The sequence below is a fragment of the Paenibacillus sp. PvP094 genome, from assembly GCF_040546835.1.
GTDB classification, from domain to species: domain Bacteria; phylum Bacillota; class Bacilli; order Paenibacillales; family Paenibacillaceae; genus Paenibacillus; species Paenibacillus illinoisensis.
This window is the reverse complement of sequence record NZ_JBEPOM010000001.1, coordinates 4,895,320-4,909,894: the sequence shown is the minus strand read 5'-3', so window position 1 is coordinate 4,909,894 and position 14,575 is coordinate 4,895,320. Positions and strand designations below refer to the sequence as shown.

6 protein-coding genes are annotated in these 14,575 nt (G+C 47.2%); 2 read left to right on the top strand and 4 right to left on the bottom strand.

Annotated elements, in window-relative coordinates; genetic code table 11:
• The first annotated feature begins 22 nt into the window (after nt 1-22).
• Both rsgA and ABIC22_RS22465 read left to right on the top strand, forming a co-directional pair.
• Nucleotides 23-1,096 carry a ribosome small subunit-dependent GTPase A gene (gene rsgA / locus ABIC22_RS22470; RefSeq protein ID WP_354483906.1) on the top strand — a complete coding sequence of 358 codons (1,074 nt, stop codon included), beginning with the start codon at nt 23-25 and terminating at the stop codon, nt 1,094-1,096.
• Nucleotides 1,093-2,103 (top strand): aminoglycoside phosphotransferase family protein, encoded by a 1,011-nt coding sequence (locus tag ABIC22_RS22465; protein ID WP_354483904.1) that lies wholly within the window; start codon nt 1,093-1,095, stop codon nt 2,101-2,103. Before rsgA ends, ABIC22_RS22465 begins: the two co-directional genes overlap by 4 nt.
• A 103-nt stretch (nt 2,104-2,206) precedes the next feature.
• Here the strand turns inward: ABIC22_RS22465 and ABIC22_RS22460 are convergent, their stop codons facing one another.
• The 4 genes from ABIC22_RS22460 to ABIC22_RS22445 all read right to left on the bottom strand — a co-directional run bounded on the left by ABIC22_RS22460 (nt 2,207) and on the right by ABIC22_RS22445 (nt 14,464).
• On the bottom strand, nt 2,207-4,492 hold the full coding sequence (locus ABIC22_RS22460; RefSeq protein ID WP_354483902.1) for a preprotein translocase subunit SecA: 2,286 nt from the start codon (nt 4,490-4,492) through the stop codon (nt 2,207-2,209).
• Nucleotides 4,493-4,661: 169 nt separating this feature from the next.
• A complete protein-coding gene (locus ABIC22_RS22455; RefSeq protein WP_354486060.1) occupies nt 4,662-6,848 on the bottom strand; it encodes an FUSC family protein in 2,187 nt (728 codons plus the stop codon).
• Between the two features lie 225 nt (nt 6,849-7,073).
• Nucleotides 7,074-7,835, bottom strand: a complete 762-nt coding sequence (locus ABIC22_RS22450) for a kanamycin nucleotidyltransferase C-terminal domain-containing protein (RefSeq protein WP_354483901.1) — start codon at nt 7,833-7,835, stop codon at nt 7,074-7,076.
• A gap of 245 nt (nt 7,836-8,080) precedes the next feature.
• A complete protein-coding gene (locus ABIC22_RS22445; RefSeq protein WP_354483899.1) occupies nt 8,081-14,464 on the bottom strand; it encodes a rhamnogalacturonan lyase family protein in 6,384 nt (2,127 codons plus the stop codon).
• Nucleotides 14,465-14,575 lie beyond the last annotated feature (111 nt).

The window sequence follows — 14,575 nt, the reverse complement described above, 5'->3', positions numbered from 1 at the left end:
ATTAAAGGAGCTACCCAATAACATGATTGATTTGAAAACCTATGGATATACAGAGATAGATGCAGTGCAAGGCGGATTATTGCCCGGCAGGGTGACAGAGCTTAGGCGCGAGCGCTTCACGGTCATCACCGAGCGCGGGGAAGTAACAGCGGTTCTTAAAGGAACCTTTTATCACGGCGCGGCAACACGTGTGGACTTTCCATGCGTCGGGGATTTTGTCTTGCTGCACTACAACGAGAGCGGAGATTCGCTCATCGCTACAGTACTGCCCCGCCGATCCAAATTCTCACGCGCGGATTACTCCGGTCATGCCACTGGTTATACCAAAACCGTGTTGGAACAGGTCGTTGCAACCAACTTTGACTATGTGTTTATCCTTTCATCGCTGAATGGAGATTTCAACGTTTCCCGCATCATGCGGTACCTGACACAAGCCAGGCAGAGCGGCGGCCAGCCGGTCATCATTCTGACCAAGGCTGATCTCGCCCCAGATTATACTATCCCACTCTCCGAAGTCACACAAAGTATTCCTGGTGTGCCGGTTCACGCAATCTGCAGTCATACAGCCATGGGACTGAACGAACTCAATTCCTATTTCATGCCTGGCAAAACAATTGTCTTTCTCGGTATGTCTGGCGTTGGAAAATCGTCTCTCCTCAATGCATTAATGGAACAGAACGTAATGAAGGTGCAGGAGATCCGGGAGGTCGACAGCCGGGGGCGGCATACAACAACCCATCGTCAGCTGTTCATGCTTCCCTCCGGAAGTATGGTCATCGACACGCCGGGTATGCGGGAGCTTGGTCTTTTTGATGCCGATGAAGGCTTACGCACAAGTTTTACCGATGTGGAGGCATGGTTCCCTCAATGCCGATTCGCGGATTGCCGCCATCAGACCGAGCCCGGTTGTGCCGTTCTCACCGCGATTGCCGACGGTTCGTTGTCTCGTGAGCGGTGGGAACATTATCTCGCCCAACACCATGAGAACAGGTATGTCCAGGATAAAACGAGTTACCTCATTAACAAGAGGGCGAGAAGCAAAACGCTCGCCATGTATAGCAAGAACATGAAGAAAAACGGGGGTAAGAAGATATGAATATTAAATCCGAAACGCTGAACGCTGTCTTACGAAGAAGATTTAAGAGAGAGATCATCTCGGCTGATTATAAAACCATGCCTTTACATGGCGGTACTGTGGGAAATGTAAACATGGTGACGGGGGTTGCCGAAACATCCGAAGGCGAAAAATTGTCATTCCGCATCGTGCTAAAAATTCAGAAGCAATGGAATCGTTACAATGATCCTGGCTCATGGCGCAGGGAATATGACCTCTATGCATCTGACTTGGGTGAAACCTTCTCCAATGCCTTGCGCTGGCCAACATGTTATTATGCCGAGATGAATACCGAAGAAGATGAATTTCATCTATGGCTGGAATATATTGATGGCGTATCCGGTTTGGACTTAACCGGTGACATGTATGAACAGGCGGCGCTGGAATTGGGACGCTTTCAAGGCAAACTGTATGCCAAACAACCTGCTGTACTGCAGAGCCTGACTAACCTGAGCCATGCGGACCTCATGAAAAATACCTATCTGCACTACCGGTCATGGCCAGTTGTCTACGACTATATACGTTCAGAGAACTGCGAATTTCCGCAGCATGTGCGGCAAATGCTTATCGACATTGATGAGCACGCAGACGAAATATTTGACCGCATTGAAAAACTCCCCCTTGTGCTATGCCATAGGGACTTCTGGGTGACCAACTTGATCTATGCTGAAGGGAAAATTGCGCTTATCGATTGGGATACATCGGGATGGGGCTACTTGGGTGAAGATCTAGCAAGTCTGATTGCGGATGAAGCAGATGTTAATTACATGGTCGATTACTACAAGCGGTGTGTTCCCGCGTATTACCAGGGATTTTCTGAATATGCAGATGCCCCCCCTGTTGCAGACCATTGCGTCTATGAAATGATCCTTCTCGTATTTGGATACAGGTTTGTGGAGAGTTATCTCCACACAGAGGATGATGAAGAGAAGATAAAACTTGTTCAAATACTCCAAAAAATTCATGAAATGAAGAACATCACTGTTTAATTTGTCCTGACAGAGAAACTCCGAAACCCTTGAATATAGTGGGGTTCGGAGTTTCTTTTGTAAAATCAATCGATTCGACGAACTGAAATACTACTTTTTATCACTATTTTGACATCCTATATACCGGCCATAGCGCCCATCTCAAAATTTGGCGGCCCCAAAAAGCAAAGACGGTCGTACCAGTCCATAAGCTGCGTCTATTTTCGCTGTACTGATCGTTGATAATATAAGTCCTTGTGGATGCAGGGCTTTTCAGACCGAGCTTTTCCCACTCCGATGGATCATTTGAATCTCCAAGCCTTAGAAGCATCTTCTGAGATGCCTTATTGATGTTATACGGAATTTGCTCGTAGGCCTGGGTAATTTGCATATGAAATTGGTCGATTGGATTGCGGCTGGCTATGCTCTCCAAGTGGATGCTTTCGCGAAGGTAAGAAACATATGCCAAATGTTCCGCCCAGAACTCGTCGATATAAAAAAGACGTACCCTCTGTTCCGAGGGGCTCATCGGTATATCGCCTTTTAAAATCTGAAGACGTTCGGCGTATAGAATTCGCCTCTGATCTTCCACCATATCCGAATAACTGTTCAGTTCCAGATGAATATCAAAGTTCTGACCCATAATAACGCGCTGAATATGCTCGATTTTACTGAGAAGCACCGTGTCATCGAGTGCCTCATCCTGCATAGGTACGTGAACCAATTTATGGATGCCGAACTGAACCATTAGCTCATCTTCCAAGCTTACGAAAAATATGGAGGATCCCGGGTCGCCCTGGCGGCCGGAACGCCCGCGTAGTTGATCGTCAATCCGCACGCTTTCATTCACATATGTACTGATCACGTATAAGCCTCCCAGCTTGGCGACCAATCCTGCCTGCTCAGGATTTCCGCCGCTGAGCCGAATGTCTACGCCTCGTCCTGCCATATTTGTAGAAACGGTTACGGCACCGATTTCTCCTGCTTTAGCGATGATTTCAGCTTCTTTTGCGTCGTTTTTTGCATTTAAAACATGGCAACGAACATTAACCTTCGCCAGCGCTTCCGCTAGGTCATCGGACTCCTCAACGCTGGATGTACCAATGAGAATCGGACGTCCTGTCGCATGGACAGAAGAGATTTCTTGTACAAGAGCTTTAAGTTTGGCTTCTATATGAGTGTAAATTCGGTGCGGGTGGTCGATCCGTATGTTTGGTTGGTTCGGCGGAATTCGCATGACCTGCAGCGCATAGATATGGTCAAATTCCATTGCAGAAGCATGCGCTGTAGCCGTCATTCCGCAAATGCCCGGATACAGGCTAATGAAGTGTTGAATCGTAATCGTGCCGAGAATTTTCCCGCCTACTGTCCACTGCAGCCCTTCTTTGGCTACAAGCGCGGCTTGCAGTCCGTCAGGTAAATACCTGTTTTCAGCCACTCGGCCAGTATATTCGTCAATCAACTCGATTCCACCGTCCCGGATGATGTAATCGACGTCTCTTTTTAGTAACGTTTCCACATGCAGCGCACAATTTAATGACGTTAACAAATGAGTATTATGGCTATCGTACAGATTGCCGCATCTGAGCAGTGACTCTGCCTTCGCTGAGCCTGCTTCATTCAAGTAAACGTTCCGTTGGAACTCGTCAAATTCGTAATGCTCTCCTTGATCGAGCTGCTGAGCCACTTTTGCGAAACGAATGTCGTCATTCTTGGAAGAGCCCGACTCTCCACTTATAACTAGCGGCACCCGCGCTTCATCAAGAAGCAGCGAATCCGCCTCGTCGACGATGACGAAGTGGAACGGACGATGAACCAGATCAACTTCGTTGAGCGCGATCGTGTCTCGTAAGTAATCAAATCCTGCTTCTTTAGCCGTCACATAGGTGATATCGCTAGCGTAGGCATTCTTTTTCTCGTACAGATTCATGCCAGCTTGAACTGAGTTAACACTTAACCCAAGAAATCGATAGATCGGGCCCATCCACTCGGCATCTCGGTTGGCCAAATAATCGTTGAACGTCAGCACATGCACGCCTTGGCCTGTCAACGCATTTAGATAAGCGGGCATAACAGCGGAGAGTGTTTTTCCTTCACCCGTGTGCTGCTCGATTAGAAATCGCTCATGCAGAGCGATGGCTGCCATGATCTGTACATCGTACGGGTTTAATCCGAGCTTTCTCTTCGCCACCTCGCAGACTAAAGCGTAGGCATCGACAAGCAGCTCATCCAAAGCTCTGCCTCCTAACGCTTCCTCTTTCAGTCGATGTGATTCCTCTTGAAGTCGTTCATCGTCCCAGGCCTCCAAATTCCTTTTTCTGATAAGTTTCACTTGGTCTCGATAGCCTTTCAACTGCTGTCGGCTATCGCGATCTTTGAGTTCACTCATCAACTTGGTGACTACATTCACGGGTTGATCCCTCCTCGGTGGAAGTGCACTTCCTTTGCTCAATGAAGTGCACTTGGATTCGACAACATGAGATCCAAAAACAACTCACTATCACAGCAATTATTGTATTTCTTTTCACAAATGAGAATATGATTGTTGGGTTACTTTCCAATTCGTTCTAATTAGTATTCTAGCCGTGCAATTCCATCCCCTTCTTGATGGCTTCATTACCTAAAGAACGGTGTAATCGAGCAAGATCTTCATGGATTAAAGGGTATTCAGGCAGACTCGGCACGTCCGGCATGTCAATACAGAGGTTCTCATTATCTTTGATGGATTGTGTAAGCCTTTCGAAATAGACCTTGTACTCATGCACCCGCTCTTCCGCTACTTCTCTTGAAGGATGGCGGGACGCTGCGAGTAACATGTAACCCAGGTGCAAGCAATCTCCCACTGCAGGCCAGAGACTTGTAACCTTTACATCCCTGCGAAGTGATTCAGCTAATGCACTGTCATATACTAAACGAAGCTGAAGCAAAGCATGTTGGAGCTCCTGTTGTTTGGAGGCTTGAATTGACGTATGTTCACTCTCTAACATGGAAATCAACATCTCTCCTTCTTTTCCAACAGCATCAGAAAAAACGGTAAGCAACCGTTTGGAAGAAATCTTCCGCCATAACAACGCCGTCCCGACAATGGCCACGATGCTTCCAATGATGATATCGACGAGTCGGGCAGATATGAAATAACCGCTAGTCAGTGCTGGATTGATTGTCGTTCCAATCAGAAGGGTACTGGGAGTAATGAACATAACCGCGAGCGAATAATTTCGGGCGTAGATTAATTCCACGATAAACTGCAATCCGGCAAGTGTTAAGGAAACAAACAAGCCAGCAGGCTTCAGCCATAGCAAGGCTGCCCCTATCCAAATCCCAATGATTGTGCCCACCGAACGTTGTATGCCGCGATGCAGGTTACTGACATATGTACCGCCTCCCATGACTGCAGCCGAGGATAACGGAACCCAATACGAACGGTTTAAATGAAAACCATACGCAATAGCTGCTGAAATAAAAATTATCGTTCCGTAACGGAGAGCCACAAAAGGGATAAGAGAATCCCTGCTGAACGCTTTTTTAATTAGATCATTACCAATTACATTTTTCTTCTCTTCCTCACCAGAAGATGCTGGAGCAGGAATCAAATCAACTGTCCCAAAATGTATCTCATATGCGAACTTTACGTTTGCATAGAGATCTCTAAGAAAAGCACTGCTTCCTTCTTCTGATATTTGAACGATTACATCTCTTTCCTTATCTTTATCACGAAGCTGATTGCTAATGATCTGAAGTGATTCGGCGAGTCGATCTTCCATCTCATGCTTTTGCTCTTGCGAGACATCGAGTATAGAAAGAAATATGACTTCAGCTTGTGCGTTTAGTTGTATCAAGTTTTCCAAAACGTAATTGTTCCGCTTCCATTTTCCGAACAACTTGGCATGGGATAATGTTCGCTCTGCCTGTTTGGTGAGAAACGCCGTCTGATGCTGCCGTTCTGTATACGTATCCATTCCGATCGATGACAGTAGAGTCGCCAAGCTCTGGTATACCGCCGAAACGGCCTTGTTCTCGTTACGGTGCGGTTTTACAAGTACTCCTGTCATAGCAACGATCCAGGCAAAAATGGCGCCCAGCAATACGCATAGCACGTTGAATCCGAGCGCAGCCAGATCATGTGGCATGGAAGTGCCAATCGCATAAGCAAGGACAATAAACAAGCCTCCAGGGCCAACAATTTCAAAAAGCTTAAACAGCATGGTGCTAATAAACCCAACAACTCCAAACATAAGCACCATAAGTACATCGTTATAAGAGCTTAACGCACCAAGTGCAAATGAAGCAGTTAATCCAAGCGCAATCCAGAATAATCTTACAGCACGCTGGGAATACGGTTCATTCGATACATATAGAAAGGTGAAACCTCCGACGGAAGCTAGTATGCCGAGAGCAGGATCTCCGATCAAAAAACCGATTAAAGAAGGAATTCCCACACTGATCGCCGAGCCAATTCCCCTGAACCAATTGAGCGGAATCCGTTTGATACGGAAGGCTTCTCTATATGTTGCTTTCTTCGGAGACTGATGTTTAGGACGTCGTCTGTTATCATGGGTAAATTGAGTATGATCCATCTTACCAACCTCTATTTCAACATAGTTTTGTGTATGAGTTCTTGCATTGTTCTCGATACGGAATAACAGACTGCTCAACATGGAAAACTCTTCCTTCATCATACCTTCCAATATTTTGGCCAAAGTAGCGTATTCTTTATCCGTAATGGTGCAATCTCTTTTTTGAGAAAAGCCTTCAAGTTCATACACCCGCTTCAAAACGGTCCACTTTCGAATCAGCAGTCACGTTGTTGTTAGCATAGTAAAAAAGGACGTCCTGTTTAGGAACGTCCTTCTTTGTAGTCTAACCCTAAATGTATGTAGGTTTACATACTCATGGCCGAACATGAAGAGTTTTCAACTTGAAAATCAAAAATTTGGGTTGTTCGTTTCCCCCATTCATTGAATAAGGTATCTGAGTTAAATAACAGACTGTCAGAGTTCCAATTTATCGCTTCGGTACTCAATCCCTAATTCCTGAATTAAACTATTCAGCCCAGACCAGAGATTTTCACAGAGCTGATAAAGCTCTTCCTTTTCAGATAAATCTCCACTGATTACTTTTCTCGCGAGCTCAACATATCCTTCTGGCTTCATTGGTCTATCTATAGATTCTTCGAGGGTAACGGCTCTACTGGTATAGTATTGCTTGTTCAAGAGACCAATTAATTTTGCATTTTGCCATGTGAAATCAAAAACAGCTCGGGGTAAATAAGAAAGATTATTCGTAACTCGCATATTTCGTATCTTGCCCATCGTTTCGTAAGGCTCCCAAATGATAAATTCTGCGATCACTTCTCTAAATGCTTCTTCAGGTACGGAAAGTGCAGCTTCTTTCGTCCTTTCAAATATACCTTTCGGATCATACAAAGAAGTAATATGTAATAAGCTTCCCGCTTTAATTGCCCATCCATCGTCTACTGAACGCGCTTGATCTAACCATTCCGATGTCTGCTTTGTAGAAATCTCCAATTTGAATGGATGATAGATTAATTCATGGCTAGGTATATTCGCTCCATCTCGACAAATTACATGTAATTCTATATCTGAATAAGGACCGTCTTTTCCTTGAGCAAGCGAACCATAGATGCCAATAGCTTCAATATCCTCATCATATTTATCCAACAACTTGTCCTTTATCTCATATACGAAATCCAATTTTTCTTGACGACTTGTACGTGCTGGAAAAGGCAGCATATAAACCCTCCTGTTCGTTATCATGGTCTCATTTATTTTAACATCCGCTGAACTAAGCTGCCCGTTGGATTAGAGGGTTCATTGTTAATTATCCTCGGCTTAGTAAAAGATCATGTACTCTTTACGATTTCTCATAATAAAAAAGTGCTGCTCCTCAAATGGATGAGGAATAGCACTTTTTAATATATCTAATCTACTTCAGTTCTAAATCACTTGTGATAAAGGAATACCTTAAACAATTTTACCTACTTTCGTACGGTTACATTTAATTTGGACGATCTGGTTTCCCCTGAAGAATTACGAAGTACAGCTTCATACTCATAGATTCCAGGTCCCCTTCCAGTGATTGTGGTTACCGCAGATTGTGCTTTAGGCGTATTCGATTGCAGCGACTGTGTGTCAATCAACTTACCATCTTCGTAAAGTTCGTATTCGGTTGCGTTCGTTCCCCACCACAGATTCATGCTGACATTAAAATTACCATCTCCGTCCCAGTTATCGTTCGATAGAACGGCTTGCCCCGGAGAAGCATCGGTAACCGTGACTGTCAGCGGAACACTCATGGTCGTACCCAGTGAATTGATCAACTCTCCGGTATAAATATAGGTGCCATTTTTCTTTCCAGTAATATCAACTTGAACAGATTGAGCGGATGGTGATTGATCGACCAGTGCAATTTCCTTGATCAATTCGCCATTCTCATACAGTTTGAAGTGATTGCCGTTATTGCCCCACCACAAATTCATCGTGACTGTGTAGTCCCCGTCTTTAAGACCCGTGTCGTAACCGTTATTGTCAGAAAGCACAGGCGTACCAGGGGCCCCGTTCGCTAGTGGAGTTGCTTGGTTGAGCCATTCCTCCCACTTTATTAACACATTGGCCTGATCATCCGTAAAGACATTTCCTCTAGCTGCTTGAACATCATTACCGTATGATGCAAGAAGTTGACGTGCCTTTGCTCCTTCATGATTCATAGCTGCCTCGTTGGCCTGCCTTAATGTGTTCGCGAGCTGCTCAGCAAGAGCACTTGCATTAGGATCGATCGATTCATTCGCAAAGGAGTTGGTCAGATTAATCAGGCTATCGAATGTAGCAATAACTCCAAAGCTATATTCTACCGTCTGCTCCCAGCCAGCCAAATCGGAGACGGTTGCTATTACCTTGTTCAGGCCCGGTTCCAGTGTAAAAGCCGGAGTATCTAGGAGCACACCCGTCGGTTCTGCCACGCCGGATATTGAATCAGCGGCTGTATAGCCAATTTCCACGTGCTGATCAATGGTGTATTCGGCTTGACCCTGAATTTCAACGGTTGGTGGTACGAGATCAATAGACAGGGTCAGAGACTGTTCACTCTCTTGATTACCTTCCACATCGACGCTCCAGTAGGTGATGGTGTGTGTACCTTCTTCACTTAGAGTCAACTGTGTGCCACTCACCGTTTCGCCACCATTGATTTTATAATAGGTCCCTTCGATCTCAGAATCTTCATCATTTGCAGTAAAGGTTACTTGTACTGGAGAAGTATACCACCCGTCATGCTCATCTCCATCCACGGATACCGTGGTATGGGGGGCTGTCTGTTCCGGTGATTCCCCTTCCAGTGTGACAAAGGCTGACAGCGGTATATTCAGTTCTTTCACAAGACGTGCCACAAGTTCAGATACCTTGTTTGCACCGTTCATCTGCAAATGGGTATTGTCTTCCGTTGTGCCTACCCACATGAAAATCGATTTGGTTCCTTCAGTGCCGAGCTCCTGGAAATACTCCCAGCTTGCCTGGTTCAGATCGATGATGAGCGTTTCCGTCTCCTCCGCCGTTTCTTTCATCGCCTGAACGTATTCCGGAAAGCTTTTGTTCAGGGTCTCTCCAGTAAAATCACGACGGTTCACTGGTGTGACCAGAACAGGAATCGCACCTCTTTGCCGAGCTCCATCAATGTATTCTTTCAAGTATACCTTGAATTGCTCAGGCGTAAGATAACGCTCCGGGCGGGACGGTGTGGAATCGTTATGAGACCACTGCATAAACAGATAATCGCCTTCATGGATGTCGAGCAAAAGATCGTTGAGATATCCACCGACCAGGAAGGTTTTGCTGCTGAGTCCACCGACTGCCCGGTTATCAATGCTGACTTCATCTTGATCAAAATATCCGCCCAGCGTTTCGCCCCAGCCTGCTTGCGGACGATAGTTCTCTGCGTAATTGGCAACGGTGGAATCGCTCGCCAAATAAATAACAGGCTTATCGCCCACGCCGTTTTCAGGCAGACGCTCAATCTTCAGTGCATTAATCTTCGGTGTATTTCCAGAGAAGTCAAAGTTAAATACGCCGTCAATCAGAGCAATGTCCGTTGTGATTTCTTTAAAATCGCCCTTGGCAATGGTTGTGAGCGGCAGCTTCGTCATCTGCTCCACAACGACACTTGCGCTCGTCGATTCCTCCGCATCCCCAACGGTCATCGTTACCCGGTAATTGGCTGGTTCCATTTCCACCAGGAAGGAAGTCCCATTTACCCGCGTGAAATCCTCCTTGAGCGCATCTCCGGTTTCCCGGTTCACATCTTCGGTCAGCGCAGTATTCGCAAAGCCATACCCATTGCCTTCGATGAACGCTCTCTTGGCATCTACCTTGATGTATCCATCGGCAGCGCTGCCGGAACCAAAATCAAACTTGTACTCAGTTACCTCTTCAGCCGCCTCTTTGGTCAATGAATCCTTGGCGACGGTTAACATGTTAAACACATGGTCAACTTGAGCCTGCGTGGCTTCGGTATTGAATATGGCTTCCGCAGCTGCCAAAGCCCGGTTCAACACAGCTTTCGATGCGTCTGTATATTCCGACAGTTCCAGTGCTTTGATCTCATCATACAGAGCAATCAAAGCTGTCTGATCCCCACCCTCGGAAGGGAGCTGCGTGCCTTCAATTCGCACATTATCGATCTGAGTCGTCCAGTTCAGCGTGCCTCCACCGCCTTTTCTCGTACCCAAGAACCGAAGGGCTCTGACGTTGTCTGCGTAAGCACCGGAACTCATCTGAATAGATTCGATCGTCTGTGTAACTGTCGGATCCGCTAGGTTCGTTAATGTCAGATCCAGCGTTTTCTCTGCAAAGTTAACAGTTGCATCCACGTTCACCCACTGGTTCTTGGAAATCTCTGTCGCCGTTCCCCCTTCAGGTATGGCTGTATCACCCGTACCGTAGTCCGCATTATATGCACCGACATAATAATGAATTTTGGAACTTCCGGTTTTCGTATACAGTGTGAAAAGCGCATTTTCGTTAGAATCCATGATGGTAAGATGCCCCTCTGACGGATAGGCACTTACGTTGCCCGATTGCCAATCAAACTTCACATTTACCTGATCGCCGTTTACGGCATCGAACATACGGAACACTTTAGCCCGATGTCCTGATCCGGATCCCGTGACGGACAGCACTTTATTTCCGCTTTGTTCAACAACCGTTCCCGCCATCGTTCCTGCAATACCCGTAGCATTAACCATCGCATACTGGTAATCGGCAGGGTCTCCTTCAAAATCCTCTTCGTAGAGCTGAATTTCCGGCTCCGGTTCCGGCTCGGACATATCCGGGTCGATCACCAGAGAAGAAATACTCAACTCCATGTCTTTGACCGCGCCTGCAACCAGTCCGGCAATTTTCTGCGCGCCATAACGACTGAAGTGGGTGTTATCGTTGATCCCATTCGGGTATTTTGGATATTCACCCGGATTAGCATAAAGGAACACTTTTTCCGTAGCTGTATTACCAATTTTGTCGTAGTACGCAATACTTAACTTGCTCAGATCAATCAGCGCTACGTCAAGCTCCTCTGCCACTTCTTTGGCAGCCTGCACGTATACCGGGAAGCTGACATTGAACTCCTGAGTCACCGTATTGAAGTCTCTGCGTCCAACCGGAGTGAGCAATACTGGTGTAGCACCGCGCTGTTTGGCACCGTTTACATAACGAGCCAAGTAGATCTTATAATCCTCAGGGGATGCATACCGGTCCGGTATCCCTGCACTGGCATCATTATGACCGAAGGAAATGAAGAAGAAGTCTCCCGGCTTGATTCGCTGCAGGATCGTATCCAGACGACCGTCTACCATAAACGATTTGCTGCTTCGGCCGCCGATCGCATCATTCACGATCACTGCCCCATTTGAGAAATAACGACCGAATTGCTGACCCCACCCTTCTTGTGGTGCCTGCATCTCACTGTAAGATTGCATGGTCGAATCACCGGCCATATAGATCGTCGTTGCGGCACCGGCCGATTTATCCGGATATTTCTCTATGATAATGTCTTGGATGTCTATGGCTGTACCCGTAAAGAGGAAATCAAGCTGACCATCCACCAGGGCAATGTCATAGGAATACTCCAGCGGTTCTCCCGCTTTTACATTCGTCATAGCTAGCTTCTGGACATATTCGGATTTGACTCCAACGTTGGAGTCACGCGCATCGCTACCTAATCGCAGCGTCACCTTGTAATTTGCATTTGGCAGATCAACGGCAAATGTTGTGCCTGTGTTGACCGAAACCTGGTTTGCCCCTACCGCAATCCCGCTCGTATCCAAGAACCCGAATCCCGGATCTTGCGCGTAGAGCGTATCCTGTACATTTGTACTTCCTGAGGCTGTCTCTGTACCGAAATCAAAGCGGTAAACAGGCTCCGGCATTTCTGCATCCCGCGTCAGCGCCAGATCGGCTTTGGGAAATTCCGTAGCTTCTGCTCCAAGATAAAAGCCTGTATGTGGCGGCTGATTGTAGGCAACATTTTGCCAGGCAACGCCAAGTCGATACACAGGATCCTGCATCAGCGTAGGGATGCGATAATCAGAAGGAATGGTGGTCGTGTAGAGACGATACTCCGAGCTATCTTCGCTCCGCAGCAGAATTTCCTCTCGCCAGTCGCCCAGAATATCCGCCTGAAGCGCTGGATTTCCTTTGGTATGATTGTTTGTTAACGTACCGGTCGCCCGGAAGATTTCATCCAGCTTTTTGTTCTCGTAGTCCCACTTGTAAATGAGTGGAATTCCTCTGGCTGTACTGTTATCCCACTGATGGTCAAACAGCTCCCGCTGAAGATCTCCGTCCCACCAGATGGCGAAATTGGCGGTTTTGGGCCCTTCGCCCACCGTGTAGATCGCCTCTCCGGCAGCCGAATAGGTATTGGTTACAGGTACACTTTGCCCGTTGGTAACGGTCGTGGCCCATGATTCATAGCCCGGATAGTTCGGATCAATGTCCGCTGACATCCCTCGACCGGTGTCGATGCCTGTTTTCTGCCCCCAGATAATTTCGCCTGTAGCAGCATCGCGCATCTCCAGTCCATATGCCGCATCCGAATGCTCGTGCACACTCACCACCTGGTATCCATCCCGGTTCGGATCGAGCTGGCCTGCATGCATGGCGTCCCCGTGGCCGAGTCCGGTACTGTACATCAAACTCCCATCATCGTCGATGGCCAAGGCGCCGAACATGATTTCATCTTTGCCGTCATTGTCGGCATCCAGAACACTTAAGTTATGATTGCCTTGTCCTTGATATTGTGCTCCTGCTTCGTTCGTGTCGAAGGTCCAGCGCTGCACGAGTTTTCCACCAACATAATCATAAGCAGCAAGCACCGTGCGGGTGTAATAACCGCGGCTCATCACCACACTTGGCTTTTTGCCGTCCAGATAAGCGATGGCGCCAAGAAAGCGATCTACACGGTTGCCGTACCCATCGCCCCAATCACTGACGTTTCCTCTTGGGGGATTGTAATCCACGGTGGATACGGCCGCTCCGGTCTCACCGTCAAACAGTGTGAGATACTCCGGCCCTGACAGTATGTATCCGCCCTCGTTGCGGTAATCCTTTGTGCCATCACCAATGACCGTACCCTGTCCGTCTTTTGTGCCGTCCGCTGTTTTCACAACGACTTCGGCTTTTCCGTTGCCATCCAGATCGTATACCATGAGCTGCGTATAATGAGCTCCGGCACGGATGTTGACTCCAAGGTCAATCCTCCACAGCTTCGTGCCGTCCAGCTTGATGGCATCGATATAGACATTGCCGGTATATCCTGCCTGCGAATTGTCCTTGGAATTGCTCGGACTCCACAGGAAGACGATTTCATATTCGCCATCACCGTCCAAGTCCGCAACGGAAGCATCGCCCGCATAATAGGAATAGGTTCCACCGTCCTTGGTCCGACCGTCGGCCGGCTTATCAAGTGGAATAGGCAGATAATCGTTATGCCAGACCGATACAACCTCTGGCTGCATTTGCTCCTTGCCCGCAATAATGGTGGATATCTGATATTGCGAGCTGTCGAAGCCGGTTGTGTCCACATAGTTCGTCACGTCGCTGATCGGTGACGCGTTCACTTTGGTTCCATTTTTGTATATATTGAAAGCGATCTCATCAGGATCATTGTTCAGATACCTCCAGCTTAAAAAAACGCCGTTGTCTACGAGAACCGCAACGAGACCCCGGTTAAGATATTCTCCCTGGCGGCCCGTCAGGATGTCGGATGACTCTGCACGTGCCGGAGCCGGAGGTACAACCAATGAAATAACCATAAGGAATGCTAGAAAAGATACAAATATCGATTTCTGGATGGAAACAGTTCTTCGGTCCATTGGATTAGCTCCTCCTTTATCCAAAAATTGTTACTTCAAATCTGGGATTAAATCTGGGGAAAGAAGTCTTTCTGTTGTAAGACAGCCCCAGGAAATCAGTTCAATCTGCCC